11 protein-coding genes are annotated in these 13,449 nt (G+C 36.3%); 5 read left to right on the forward strand and 6 right to left on the reverse strand.

Going from position 1 to position 13,449, the window contains the following annotated elements; all coding sequences use genetic code 11:
* Positions 1 to 3 precede the first annotated feature (3 nt).
* Positions 4 to 1,464, reverse strand: a complete 1,461-nt coding sequence (cls, locus tag PSE60_RS05980) for a cardiolipin synthase (protein WP_117162234.1) — start codon at positions 1,462 to 1,464, stop codon at positions 4 to 6.
* Between the two features lie 289 nt (positions 1,465 to 1,753).
* Here cls and PSE60_RS05985 point away from each other — a divergent pair, with 289 nt between their 5' ends.
* Together PSE60_RS05985 and PSE60_RS05990 are read left to right on the forward strand one after the other, a co-directional pair.
* Positions 1,754 to 1,927, forward strand: a complete 174-nt coding sequence (locus PSE60_RS05985) for a YciY family protein (RefSeq protein WP_004254127.1) — start codon at positions 1,754 to 1,756, stop codon at positions 1,925 to 1,927.
* A 126-nt stretch (positions 1,928 to 2,053) separates the two neighbouring features.
* Entirely contained in the window at positions 2,054 to 2,773 is a 720-nt protein-coding gene (locus PSE60_RS05990) for a TonB family protein (protein WP_272664822.1), read from the forward strand.
* A gap of 86 nt (positions 2,774 to 2,859) precedes the next feature.
* Here PSE60_RS05990 and yciA read toward each other — a convergent pair whose 3' ends face one another.
* Positions 2,860 to 3,288, reverse strand: a complete 429-nt coding sequence (yciA, locus tag PSE60_RS05995; RefSeq protein ID WP_004911119.1) for an acyl-CoA thioester hydrolase YciA — start codon at positions 3,286 to 3,288, stop codon at positions 2,860 to 2,862.
* A 289-nt stretch (positions 3,289 to 3,577) separates the two neighbouring features.
* Here yciA and PSE60_RS06000 point away from each other — a divergent pair, with 289 nt between their 5' ends.
* Positions 3,578 to 3,775: a YqaE/Pmp3 family membrane protein gene (locus PSE60_RS06000; RefSeq protein ID WP_004911118.1), complete on the forward strand. Its 198-nt coding sequence runs from the start codon at positions 3,578 to 3,580 to the stop codon at positions 3,773 to 3,775.
* Between the two features lie 59 nt (positions 3,776 to 3,834).
* Here the strand turns inward: PSE60_RS06000 and PSE60_RS06005 are convergent, their stop codons facing one another.
* Positions 3,835 to 4,392 (reverse strand): septation protein A, encoded by a 558-nt coding sequence (locus tag PSE60_RS06005; protein WP_210838709.1) that lies wholly within the window; start codon positions 4,390 to 4,392, stop codon positions 3,835 to 3,837.
* A gap of 225 nt (positions 4,393 to 4,617) precedes the next feature.
* Here PSE60_RS06005 and PSE60_RS06010 point away from each other — a divergent pair, with 225 nt between their 5' ends.
* Entirely contained in the window at positions 4,618 to 6,420 is a 1,803-nt protein-coding gene (locus tag PSE60_RS06010) for a SulP family inorganic anion transporter (RefSeq protein ID WP_272664823.1), read from the forward strand.
* A 105-nt stretch (positions 6,421 to 6,525) separates the two neighbouring features.
* Here the strand turns inward: PSE60_RS06010 and PSE60_RS06015 are convergent, their stop codons facing one another.
* Positions 6,526 to 7,278, reverse strand: a complete 753-nt coding sequence (locus PSE60_RS06015; RefSeq protein ID WP_272664824.1) for a YciC family protein — start codon at positions 7,276 to 7,278, stop codon at positions 6,526 to 6,528.
* Positions 7,279 to 7,682: 404 nt separating this feature from the next.
* On the opposite strand from PSE60_RS06015, the gene ompW reads away from it, so the two are divergent.
* Entirely contained in the window at positions 7,683 to 8,318 is a 636-nt protein-coding gene (gene ompW / locus PSE60_RS06020; protein WP_272664825.1) for an outer membrane protein OmpW, read from the forward strand.
* Positions 8,319 to 8,662: 344 nt separating this feature from the next.
* Here ompW and PSE60_RS06025 read toward each other — a convergent pair whose 3' ends face one another.
* Together PSE60_RS06025 and PSE60_RS06030 are read right to left on the reverse strand one after the other, a co-directional pair.
* The gene (locus tag PSE60_RS06025) at positions 8,663 to 10,339 is read right to left on the reverse strand and encodes a ShlB/FhaC/HecB family hemolysin secretion/activation protein (RefSeq protein WP_272664826.1); all 1,677 of its coding nucleotides are present in this window, start codon (positions 10,337 to 10,339) and stop codon (positions 8,663 to 8,665) included.
* Positions 10,340 to 10,870: 531 nt separating this feature from the next.
* A complete protein-coding gene (locus PSE60_RS06030) occupies positions 10,871 to 13,024 on the reverse strand; it encodes a two-partner secretion domain-containing protein (RefSeq protein WP_272664827.1) in 2,154 nt (717 codons plus the stop codon).
* Positions 13,025 to 13,449 lie beyond the last annotated feature (425 nt).

Raw genomic sequence — 13,449 nt, forward strand, 5'->3', positions numbered from 1 at the left:
AATTTATAACAATGGACTAAAGAAGTAGCAAATGCGTTCAACGACACGGTTCCAGAAAGGGCGTTGTTCCCACTCTTCGATTTCTAAACGAGTTGAACGCGCAATATAATCATACTGAACTAACGTGAGATCGCTACCAAAACTTTTATCATCAATGACCACGGTGATTTCAAAATTGAGCCATAAACTGCGCATATCAAGATTGACTGAGCCAACTAGGCTGAGCTCGCCATCAACTAATACGCTCTTGGTGTGCAATAAGCCATCTTCGAATTGGTAAATCTTAACGCCAGCTGCTAATAATTCACTGTAAAATGAACGGCTTGCCCAGCGGACAAGGAATGAGTCATTCTGCCTTGGCATAATAATACTGACATCAACACCCCGCATTGCTGCCGTGCAAATTGCATGTAAAAGGTCATCGCTAGGTACAAAATAAGGAGTCGTCATGATCAGTTGTTTGCGCGCAGAGAACATGGCGGTCATTAGCGATTGTTGAATCAGCTCATCTGGGAAGCCTGGGCCGGAGGCGATAATTTGTGTTGTATGGCCATTCGCTTGCTCAAAAGGCATAATATTACTATCAGGCGGTGGTGGAAGTACGCGTTGGCCAGTTTCCATCTCCCAGTCAAAAGCATATACAATACCTAATGTGGTACTCACTGGGCCTTCCATACGCACTAGAATGTCAACCCATTCACCAACCCCTGAATCTTGTTTAAAATAACGAGGGTCAACCATATTCATACTACCTGTATATGAAATATAGTTATCGATAACGACTATTTTACGATGTTGACGTAAATCCATCCGACGCAAGAAGAAACGCATCAAATTAACTTTTAGTGATTCTATAAACTCAATGCCTGCAGCGCGCATTTTTTCGGGGTAATCACTACGGAAAAAGTGCCAGCTTCCCGCAGAGTCCACCATAATACGGCATTTAACGCCCCGTTTTGCAGCGTTGAGTAATGCTTCGGTAACACCGTCAACTAAACCACCCGGTTGCCAAATATAGAAGACCATTTCAATCGAGTGCTGAGCATTATTGATATCATTGACTATTGCTTTTAATGAATCTTCACAAGTGGTTAAAAGTTGAATTCTATTACCTTTAACCCCAGCAATACCTTGGCGTTTTTCAACTAATTGAAATAATGGCTCAGCGACGGGGCTGTTATCAGTGGCAAAGATATGCTTTGAATTTCGTAGATTTTCTAACCATGTTGCGACAGAAGGCCACATATCATGAGCTTTATCGACTCGACGTTTACCGAGGTGAAGTTCACCGAAGGCGACATACGCAATAATACCGACTAATGGCAGAATATAAATGATCAGGAGCCATGTCATGGCTGAGGTGACCGGCCTTCTTTTGACTAAGATGCGGACTGTAATTGCTGCAATAATTAGCCAATATAGGAAGAACAAAAGCCAACTCATAAGTGTATAGACGGTTGCCATAACGGGTCACATGCCTCACTGATAAGAAAAAAGGTTCAAAAAAAGATAGTTTAGCTAAAAAAACTGTTAGCAAAATATCAACTTAATAGAATTTAGCAAAATTCTGCAGTAAAAGCTTCGTGAAATAGAGTAATTCATAAGGAAAAAACGGTTGTGTAAGGTGATATTATCAATGTGAAATCAAATATTGTGCTCTAAGCGCACATAAAAAGTTCCTCTTGGTTCTTTTTTTCAAAGGAATATAATATTTTTTTCTAATAATTTTTAGACGATAAAAGGACACAATTAAATGAGACGTAGTAGGCATGAAGTAGGGCGTTGGCGTATGTTGAGACAATCCCTACGTCGCCGCAGACGCTGGCTAGAAGGGCATTCAAGGCGAAACATGCGCATCTATGCAATGCGTAAAATTGATATTTACCATCGTCGACATTCCCTACTTTTTACCCAATGGATTGAGTAAGGTTATTACAGCGTACACTCACATTTTTCACTTTGTATGACAAACCTTATTGAATATGATTGCTATTTGCATTTAAACTATCAGTCATATTCTTTTTGGTAGACAGGTGTAGGGTAGAAATTGCATATGCGTTGGATGCGTTGGACTTTAATTATCGTCATTTCATTATCTATTCATGCGGGCCTTGCAATGGCATGGATTTTTAATCAACCTAATTTGGCCAGAGACCCTGAGCCATTGACGATTGCTATGGTTGCTTTTGCTGCCCCTGAACCAGCTTCTGAACCTGTTGAGCAGGTTGAAACACCGGTAGAGCCAGAGCCTGAACCCGTTATTGAGCCAGAGCCCGAACCTGTGGTTGAACCCGTTATTGCATTACCTAAGAAAAAGCCTGAGGTAAAGAAAAAACCTAAGCCAAAACAAGAAGAAAAGAAAAAGGTTAAAGAAGATGTGAAGCCGGTTGAAAAGCAATTGGCTATGAATAACCTAAAATCAGATGTTACTGCACCGAAAACGAATAACAACCCAATAAAAACAGCTAACAATGCTGGGGCAAGTAATAGTCAATCAACTAAAAAGGGTGGCCCTAGGGCTCTGCATAAACAGGCACCTTCCTATCCTGAACGTGCACGTCGTTTAGGTAAAGAAGGTTATGTGAAAGTCCGTTATGATATTGATGATGGTGGGCGAGTGACGAATATTGAATTTGTTGAAGCTTCACCTAAAGGGTTATTCGAGCGGGATGTTAAACGTGCTATGAACCGCTGGACTTTTGAAAAGCAACCTGCAAAAGGCTATGTGACCGAAATTTATTTCAAATTGGATGGAACCGTTAGCCAAGTATAAGTGTTCTTTTCTAGCAAGATAAAAAAGCACCTTTAATTAATGAGGTGCTTTTTGTTTTATCTATATCTTAAGATAGGTATTAAAGTTTAGTCTGCGTGTTGCTCAGAACTGGCTAATTGAAAATGCTGCTTTTCTTTGGGTAATGAACGAGAGGTGCTATCGTCATTAACGGCAACATAGGTAAATACGGCATCGGTTGCACGATAGCGGTGACCAACGGGCTCGGTTGCTACTTTTTTTACCCAAACTTCAATATTAATTGTAATTGAGCTTTTCCCCGTTTTTAGGCAGCGTGCGTAGCAACAAACAACATCACCTACGGCAACCGGCTTTTGAAATTTAATCCCATTTACCGCCACAGTAACTACTCGTCCTAGCGCAATTTCTTTCGCTAAAATAGCCCCACCTATATCCATTTGTGACATCAACCAGCCACCAAAAATATCACCATTCGCATTCGTATCCGCGGGCATGGCTAATGTACGTAAAACCAACTCACCGTTCGGCAATTGCATATCAGACTCTTATTAAAAGGGTTATTACTTTTGATTTTGCATTTATAACAAATTACATAGGTAATAGTAAACCTGAACCTCGTAGTTATTGATTGATAATGACTATTTGAGTGAATTGCTGCAAAAATAAGACAAATATGATACCTATTATTAATAAACGACTGCTAAATATGATAAAAAGATCAACTTTTGCAAAGAAAAAGCAAGAAGTGTTTTTTATATTTAGCCAACTGATTGAATTAGCTATACTCAGTAATATGAATTTTATTGATTAATTTAGAGGTATGAAATGAGATTGTTATTGGCAATATTATTACCTTGGTTGCAGTTTTTTACGATAGGGCGCCCCTTTGCTGGGATCATTTGCTTAATTTTGCAGATCACTCTGATTGGTTGGTTACCCGCCGCTATTTGGTCGGTATATGCATTATCACAGTACAATACAGATAAAAAAATTGAAAAAGCATTTGGTGACAAGCGCTATTAACATATAAAAAAACCTGCTAAGCAAGATGCAATTAGCAGGTTTTTAACTTTATTTATAAATTATTCTTCGTGTTTTTCTACAGGCTCTTTAACCATATTTTTAAAGATATAGACCACACTCAGTACAGTAAATATTAATGTTCCTGCTGTCAGACCAAAGACTTTGAAGTTAACCCAGATATCTTGAGCCATCCAGAAAGCAACATAAATATTCAGAAGTGCACAGAAAATAAAGAAAATAGCCCATGCACTATTAAGTTTATTCCAATAACTATCTGCAAGTTTTATTTCTTGGTTACTGCCTAACATGCGCTGAATGAGTGGTTTTTCAGTAAACCATTGGCTAAAGAGTAATGCACCAGCAAATGCAGCATAGATAATAGTGACTTTCCATTTAATAAATGCATCACTATGGAAAATAAGAGTTAAAGCCGCAAAACCCATTACGATTGCACAGGTAATTTTTGCAACTTTTTCAACTTTCTTATAAATAAGATAAGTTGCTAATAACGCTAAAGGAGTGGCCACCATTAATGCGCCACTCGCATAGAAAATATCGTATCTTTTATAGACAATAAAAAAGATTATCAAAGGAATAAAATCAATAAGTTGTTTCATAACAGTGAATACAGCGCCTCAACGTAAAGATAATGGAGTAGTTTAACCGATTTTGGCTTTAATTGTTAAAAGTTTGCACCTTTTTACCAATAAACATGCTTTGTTACCAATCATATTTGCACTATTTTACGATTATTTGACTTACTTCTAGATAAACTTTATTAGTTCGGATATATATAGTATATAAAATAATTTAACTTGCTAATTTATAGGTACTTTTCCCCGATGATAAAGGCAAAGCTATTTGTCTGGATGCCAGGTTTAAAAACGTTATTTAACTATCAACGTTCAGATTTAGGACCTGATGTTAAAGCTGGGCTGTCTGTTGCTGCAGTTGCCTTGCCCGTTGCTATTGCCTATGCCGAGTTAATGGGGGTAAATGCGATTGTCGGGCTGTACTCGTGTATTTTACCGATGTTTTTTTATGCATTATTTGGCACATCGAAACAATTGATTATCGGTCCTGATGCCGCTACATGTGCTGTAATTGCAGCCGCAGTCGCACCTCTTGCCATGGGGGATGAAACTGTTCGTTGGCAGCTGATTATTGTCATGAGTTTTATGACTGGGGTTTGGTGTTTGATTGCAGCGAAATTTCGCTTAGGGACTTTTGCCGATTTTTTATCCAGACCGATATTACAGGGCTTATTAAATGGGGTTGCTCTCACTATTATCGTCAGCCAAATCAGTAAAGTATTTGGTATCAGTACGTTACCTTCAGGGTTTATTGAACGCTTAATAGCATTACCATTAGCGGTAGTGGAAACTCATATTCCGACATTATTAGTTGCCATTGCAACATTGGTCATTACTCTATTGATTAAGCGAGTGCGTAGTAAATGGCCATCGTTATTAATTGCAATGGTGTTGGCAACAGCGGCAAGTATCCTATTTAATCTCGAGCAATATGGTATTAGCACGGTTGGGGATTTAGGTGAAGGACTTCCATATATCCCAATGCCAGATTTTCCGCCTGGCTTACTTCGAGACCTTGTCATTCCATCATTAAACTTGGCTGTGATCAGTTTTGTTAGCTTTATGATGACAGCTCGTAGTTTTGCGAGCAAGAACGGTTATACCGTTGATGCAGACCAAGAACTAAAAGCGCTAGGAATGGCAAATATTGCTTCTGCTTTTGGTCAGGGTTTTGCTGTTAGTGCTGCGAGTAGCCGTACTGCGGTGAATGATATGATGGGGGGGGAAACGCAATTAGTTTCCCTTGTTGCCGCAATAACCATCTTAGCAGTTTTACTTTTTTCTATGAATTTATTGGAATATATCCCAATGCCTGCTTTAGGGATAGTTTTGATTATTTCAACGTATTCATTACTCAGTTTTCGCAGTATTTTATCAATGCGAAAACGCAATAGAGAAGCTTTTTTCTTATGTATTTTCACGCTATGTGCAGTGCTGGTGGTTGGCTTGATTAGTGGTGTAGGTTTAGCTGTTCTATTAGGTTTGTTGCAGTTTATCCGAATTATATTTAGACCTACAGATCAACTACTCGGTGTTGATGAGCATGGTATGTTGCACTCGATGACATCAGAAAATGATATTCAAGAAGTTGATGGCGTATTGATTTATCGTTTCAATTCTCCACTTACCTATTTCAATGTTAATTACTTTAAAGAACGTTTAAATAAACATTTAGATAATCAACGAAAGAGGCCTGCTTGGGTGATTGTGGATGCTGCGGTCAGCTTCACACACAATGATGTGAGCGTATTTTCCACCTTGAATGATATTGTGACATCTTTGAAGGCGAAAGGGGTAACTTTAGTATTAGCAGGGCGCAGAACGTCGCTTAATCGTTGGCTAGAACAAAATAAAATCAATCGTTCAGATGATGACTTATTAGTGGTACCGGATATCTATTTTGCAATCCGTTTAATTCAAAGTAAGCAACAAATTCAAATGAAATGCGTTGAAGAAAGAAAAGCACAAGAGTGCCAAAAGGATTTCGGTATATTGGAACATGATTGTGAAAGTCGAATTACACCGATGGATATTCGCTCAGATAATGCTTAAAAAATAATGTAAATAAAAAGGTATCTTTCGATACTTGAAGTTGTTGCCAAAGCGAGATAAAGCGCTGTTTTTCCCGCTTTGGGTTATCAGCTGAAAATCAATAAATCAATTTTTAGTGATTAGCATATATAAACGATAAAAGTAAATTAAAGCGAATGCTGCTACAACATTATTGAGTAAAAACGAGATGCCATTAATAACAATGTGATTCATATTAAGGTTACCCAATAGAACACTAATAAGCATTTGAGCTGCCATCCAAATTAAAATTATCGGTAAGGCAACACGCCAATTTGCATAAGCCATTTTCCAGCTTTTTCCCATCGCACTGAAAGGGTTGGTACGTTCTGTTATTAAAATCGCTGGTGCTAAGGAAAAACCAATAGCTAACACAATACCAGGTAGAACCATAATTGTGATGCCTAACTGGATAAGCAGAGAACAGACGACCAATAGAAGAAACATAGAAGGTGCTTTGTTCAGTGATGAAGTTATTGCCTGTAGCCCTGTCATATCTTCACCGCGTGACATACCAGAGATATAGGACAATGTGCCACAAATAAGGAACAAACTTCCAAAAGTGACGGAGAGGATCAACCCGAAAGAAACACGCAAAATACTACTTTTTTCTTCTTCAGATAGACCTAAAATCCAGTCTTGTAACCCCGAATTACCAGATTCAATCATCTGACTTTGTGCTTGTGCCAGAACGCCTATCATCTGTTCACTTGGGATCATCACCGCATAGATAACGAGGCTCACTACGGTGGCTAAAAGCACGATGGTGAAGAGGCCACTCAATTGATTTTTAAAGAAATTGATACTATCACTAATGAGTGAGTTGGCCGAAATGGACATGACACTGCTCCTATCTACAAACGGGATCAAAAATTTATGCCAATTGTAACCGAGTATCACGCCTAGAGGTAGAGAAAGATAATAAAATTCGGGAGGTTAAGACAAATATAATGGACATAATGATTGAATTTAATTAACCAAATAAATGAAATTATATAAGTTGCATTTTTAATATATGTTTAAATTTCGAAATAAATATATATATTTCGAAATCAAATTTTTATTTTGTTAGTTATCTTCCAAAAATTGATTTAAATCAAAATTAAAAAAATAATAAATGAAATAATAAATCCATATTTATTGGTTTACCTCTAAATTAGTAAAAGATGTGATCTTGATTTGAACATCAATTTAAATAATGCGGTATATTTTCCTAAAATAAAAACACAGGAATGGGATTGATAATGAAAAAACTCACTGCGCTTGTATTAGCTGCTGCAACTTTAGCTCCAGCAGTTTCTATTGCTCATGAAGCTGGCGACTTTATTTTCCGTACAGGTACTGCAACAGTACGCCCAAATGCAGGTTCTGAAAATGTATTAGGTTTAGGTTCATTTGATGTTAATAACAATACTCAATTAGGTTTAACGTTTGGGTATATGATCACTGATAATATCGGTGTGGAATTATTAGCAGCAACTCCGTTTGAACACAAAGTTGGCGTAGGGCCTTTAGGTACAATTGCAACTGTTAAACATTTACCACCAACTTTAATGGCGCAATATTATTTTGGTAGTAAAGAAGATAAATTACGCCCTTATTTAGGCGCAGGTGTTAACTACACCTTCTTCTTTGATGAGAAATTTAACTCAACAGGGAAAACTAACGGTTTATCAGATCTAGACTTATCAAGCTCTTGGGGCTTTGCAGCTCAAGCTGGTATGGATTACATGCTGACTGATAACTGGATGTTAAACGCCTCTGTTTGGTGGATGAATATTGAAACGGATGTGAAATTTAAAGCAGGTGGCGAACAGTATAAAGTTGATACTCGTTTAGACCCATTTGTATTTATGTTCGGTGCGGGTTACCGTTTCTAAGAATTTGATAGGATGCAATACAGGTAATACCTGAATTCTGATGGATTAGAGTGAAGTAGGAAATCCGAGAATATTCGTATTCTCGGATTTTTCAATTTCCATGAACTACAAACATATATTTAACAACCTGGCAGTAAAATAATAACCATAAAGATTGATGATGGTATAATATATTAATTGGTGTATAGCGTGATAATAAAGTAAATACACTTATTGGTTATCTTATTTTATTAAGATAAATAAGATTGAATAACAAAATATCGGCATTATCTACATAAAAATAAAAAGCCGAATATAGGAGTGATATTCAGCTTTAAGGTATGATTAAATTTTAAGATATTAACTTACCAAAACCATTGCACATTTAACCCCGCATTGACGCTACTAGTTTCATATTCATCAGGTTTATAAAGTGGTGCGCCTAAAAATAAGTCATAGCTGAATATATTAACATTACCTCTCATACCAATAGCCGTTCCTAATAGTTGGTCATCAGAATAGAGACCTAGCGGATAAACCCCCCCAAGTATTCGACCATAGTCAATAGCGTAATAGGGATAAAAGGAAAAGCCAGGAATATAAAAGTTAAACTCATTACGCAGGTAAAAACCCTTATCACCGATCAGTGAAAACTCTTCATCGAAACCACGAACAGTCCAACGGCTACCTAACGAAAATTGATCTTGAATAGTTAAACGGTCTCGTGAATATTGCACAAACAGTTGTGGGTTATAACTCATAATAAAATTGTCAAATGAGAAGGGGAAGATACCCGAAATATCGGCAGTATAAACACGGCTCATGGTGCTGACATCACCATATTTCATATCCCAGCTTTCTTCGGCACCAAACCAGGGTACGTTGCGCTGATGGTATAATGATGCATCAATGGTAGAATTGTTGATATTCTGGCGGTGGCTAACACCCAGTTTAAGGCTGGTAAGGTCTCGTTGTTGGGAAAGTAGGGTGACATCCTCCAACTTATATTTTGATTTTCTTTTAATCAATTGGATTGACGCTGTATCTTTAAACGTTTGACCGCGCAAAAAGACATTACTGGCCGTAGCGTTATAATATTTACTGTCACCATAATACTTATAGCTGAGTACAGAGTCATTAATAGTTTGTTTATAGTCACTTTTACTTGCGTACAATGAGAAAAGCCAATAATTATAGGGAACAGCATAATAAATAGAAGCATTACTGGTGCTATTTCGTGCTTGGTTTTTTGCATTTTTTCCTGCAGATACATATATTGTATCGTTTAAACTCGTTAGGTTATTAGCATACAAAGTCACTCCAACTTGGTCTTTACCTGTTTGGCGACTTCCTGAGTTATTGTAATATCCACCTGCATTAAAGTGAGATGATTTTTCTCTTTGTATTGAAATATCAGAGGTGGAAAACTCTTTACCTGGTGCAAGTTCAATATTGACCTTTGCACCAGGGATCCGTTCAAGGTTTTCTAAACCTTGTTCAATGTCACGGATATTCAGAATGTCTCCTTCTTTAGCAGGCATAATTGCCCCTAAAGTAATATAAGTATCACTACCTTCGGCAAGTTTAACATTCGCAACTTTACCTGGAATAATTTGGAGCGTTAAAGTCCCTTCACTGATGTTTTGTTCTGGAATATTAACGCGTGTTGTGACGTAGCCTGATTTAATTATTTTATCTTGTAAGCCTTTTGCTAAGGTTTCAACTCCATTGATACCGATACAAACTCCGACAACTTGGCTTGCATAAGCTTCTAAAGGTCTCATTGAGGGGAGTTTAGGTTCTGAAAGTAAGACTACTTGTTTCATTTCAAAACAATCTTTCTCATCATCAAAAATTAAAATATTATTTGAGGGTTCTCTGGTTTTACCTAAGGCATCTTTAGCTTCAAGTTGAGTCTGTTGTTGGCGAGAGCGATCTTGGCTAGCTTGATTATTGATTTGTTGGTCAATAATTTGTGCGGTATTAGCTGATACAGCTAAAGGTAATAGCGTTGACAATAAAAAAATAAATCGAAAATTCATGTGCACCACATTAATTTTTAAAAATATTAAAGTTATTTTTATGTTAGGAAATATAATAAAGAAAATTGCTAATGAACAATATTTTATCAGAACTATCTTATTAACTTGCCATCAGGGCTTTATTTTGAAAAGGTTTTCATTTATATCCCTATAATAAAAATATTATTAAGTTGTTTTTTCTTTTCGTATTTTTAATTATGCTTTAAATGCATTGAAAATAAAAATTAATTAAATTGATTGAGTTAGTGTAAATACTTTTGGAGATTGTTACTGGAAATGCAAATAATACGATTTATTCTATGGGTGTTTTATTTATCCCCAATAAAATCAATGGGTAATGAATACTCTATATTAGATTAAATAGGTTTTTTTACTTAGGCTTGGAACGATTCTATTTACTGTTAATATGAGTAATAATTAGAGGGGCTTAAGGGACATTTATGGTGCTAAAATAATTTTATTTATTATATTGTTAATACTCTGGCTTGGAGTAAATAATAAGGAGGCAAATAGCCTCCTTGTTTTACCTAATTAGTAATAATTAGGTGTATTTAAAATAATCATTGAACCTAGAATTTGTCCATAAGGGCTATTATAAATTACAGGACTGGTAATTTTAGTCGTTCCCATTGAACTTAAACGACCATTATTATTATCTACACGAGTAAAGGCATCGATAGTTAAATCTTTACCAGCGTCAACAGTACCAGAGTAAGTATTATTTAACTTATTTACATCTAATGTGACATTATTTGCACCTTGGATTTTACCATAACGGTTATCTAGGTCATTTCTTAATTTTATATCAATGTTACCTTTGGTTGGCGCTTTTTGTGCTTGGTTAGCAGCAATAACACCCGAGTAGTTATTCAAGCTGTCGGCTTTGATGGTCACTGAACCATCTTTTGCATAGATCCCACCTGTTTGGCCAGCAACACCAAATTTACTCGCGTAACTATTAAACCCGCTGGCGTAGCTATTATCAGCACTTGTTGCATTAATAACCACATTTGAATCTGCAGTGATTAAGCCTCTCCCATTACCTAAATGGGTGGTTTTAATGTCTAAATTATTTGCTTTGATAAATCCATACTGATTATTAAGAGAATAAATATCAAATTTTGATTTGCCCGCACCAGAAACGAGTGAACCTTGGTTGTAAATGATGTTAGCTTTGATATTCAATGCCTTTCCACTATCGATTGCAGCATAACCGTTATTTATTAGGTTACTTGATAGGGTGATATTGGTCTGTCCATTAGTGGATTTAATCAGTGAGTTATTGTTTTGTAACGTAACAGAATCGATATCGATTTTTCTTTTAGCTAGAATCTGCGAGCTATTATCATTCGCGGCAGTATTACGGGCATTTATTGTGATATCACGGCCTGATAACGTAGAGTTATTATTTGCAAGTGTTGTCGTATCAATTGATAAATCACCGCCTGCTCGAATTCCTCGTTCGTCTACATTAATGACGTTATTACGTAGGGTATAGTTATTATCAATCTTACCTGTCGCACGAATTGCAATATTTCCACGATTAGTTTTAATTGAACCGTTAGTGTTAACAATATTTGCAGTCGCGATGTTCATGTCTTGCTGAGCATGAATAATACCACTTCGGTTATCAACACTCGTAGCTGAAGCCAGTTTGAGATTGCCACCATTAGACTTAATCTGTCCATTCACATTACTCAGAACTGAGTTTTGTGCATTAATATCAACATCACCATTCGCTACAATAGTCGCTGTATTATATAACCCATTGGATTTTATATTGATATTACCATTTGCATTCATTTTTCCAACTTGGTTATACACTAAGCCAGTTGAGTCAATGTTAATTCCACCAGTTCCCGCAATTAAGTTTCCGTTATTAGAAACACCAGTTCCACTTTCCGTGGAAACTAGCGTAATTTTATCGGCATACATCCCCCCCATAGCCGCGACATCAACACCAATTCGCGTGGCAGACCCAACGCCTTGTACCTTAGTAATGTAATTACCTTTTGCATCAACAAAGTTATTGCCTGCTACAACATTAATTTCTTTGGCGTGAATGTCTCCACGGATCACTGCAGAGCGAGCGATAATATCAGTAGGGGAATCTGACTGTAAGCGGCTATTAATAATAATCTGACCTTTTTCAACGTTATAGCCAAGAACTTCACCACCAGCAACAATTGGCTTACCTGTTGTTAAAGTCACCCGATCGGTATTAATAAAACCACAGTTATTACATGTGATGCCTGATGCGTTAGCAACAATAACTTGCGCTTTATCACCAGCGACTTCAATCATACCGCCTAAAGTACTTGCTTTATTTGAATTAACTTCATTTAAAATAACTTTTGCAGGGCCATTACCATTATTTAAATTTAAGTTGCCATTAATTTGTCCCCCTAAAGTGGTATTCGTGTTGGTTGTACTGTTATTTAAAATAACCCCTTTTTGGTCAACATCAAATTGGCTATAAATGTTGTGTGAAACACCTTTGTCACTTGCGCCTTTAATATGAACGATAGTAGGACCATTACTTTGATTTATTACGCCAGCACCATTGGTATTAACAACTGCACCGTGAGCAATAGATATCGATCCTAAAATAACAGACACACTTAAAAAGAGTGGCTTAACTCTCATCATAGGATGAGTGATAGAATGATTGGTAGAAAGTTTCATAAATATCCCTAAAATAGACTATAGATAAAATTAAAAATAGCTAATTAAAATTCCATTAAAGCATAAGGATTATGCGTTATATTAATTTTCATTAAAATTTAATTGTATTTAAGTTGAGTCAAAGAAATATAGGGAGAGTAATACTCCCATATTATACTATAAATAGTGTTTTATATATTTAGCGCGTAAAATGCTAATGCAATCAAATGGTAACACTTACTCTGCTACGGATATGATAAGAGAAAATACTAGTGTAATAACACGTATCTGTTAATTTTAATATTGGTGGTTTATATTAATAAATATTATGATTAGTTATTTTGAACTATTTGAGGGATTTTAAACTGAAAAATACTGAATATATTTAAATAATATTTCTAAAAATAACCTTAAAAGGATTAAAAATCGCCCAGACAAAATTTAAT

Origin of the sequence: Providencia sp. PROV174 (assembly GCF_028480685.1) — a bacterium.
Taxonomy (GTDB): Bacteria; Pseudomonadota; Gammaproteobacteria; order Enterobacterales; family Enterobacteriaceae; genus Providencia; species Providencia rettgeri.

Bases quoted from the DNA above. Each gene is read 5' to 3' on its own strand.
- cls (WP_117162234.1), bottom strand. From the start codon at position 1,464: ATGGCAACCGTCTATACACTTATGAGTTGGCTTTTGTTCTTCCTATAT.
- PSE60_RS05985 (WP_004254127.1), top strand. From the start codon at position 1,754: ATGAGACGTAGTAGGCATGAAGTAGGGCGTTGGCGTATGTTGAGACAA.
- PSE60_RS05990 (WP_272664822.1), top strand. From the start codon at position 2,054: ATGCGTTGGATGCGTTGGACTTTAATTATCGTCATTTCATTATCTATT.
- yciA (WP_004911119.1), bottom strand. From the start codon at position 3,288: ATGCAATTGCCGAACGGTGAGTTGGTTTTACGTACATTAGCCATGCCC.
- PSE60_RS06000 (WP_004911118.1), top strand. From the start codon at position 3,578: ATGAGATTGTTATTGGCAATATTATTACCTTGGTTGCAGTTTTTTACG.
- PSE60_RS06005 (WP_210838709.1), bottom strand. From the start codon at position 4,392: ATGAAACAACTTATTGATTTTATTCCTTTGATAATCTTTTTTATTGTC.
- PSE60_RS06010 (WP_272664823.1), top strand. From the start codon at position 4,618: ATGATAAAGGCAAAGCTATTTGTCTGGATGCCAGGTTTAAAAACGTTA.
- PSE60_RS06015 (WP_272664824.1), bottom strand. From the start codon at position 7,278: ATGTCCATTTCGGCCAACTCACTCATTAGTGATAGTATCAATTTCTTT.
- ompW (WP_272664825.1), top strand. From the start codon at position 7,683: ATGAAAAAACTCACTGCGCTTGTATTAGCTGCTGCAACTTTAGCTCCA.
- PSE60_RS06025 (WP_272664826.1), bottom strand. From the start codon at position 10,339: ATGAATTTTCGATTTATTTTTTTATTGTCAACGCTATTACCTTTAGCT.
- PSE60_RS06030 (WP_272664827.1), bottom strand. From the start codon at position 13,024: ATGAAACTTTCTACCAATCATTCTATCACTCATCCTATGATGAGAGTT.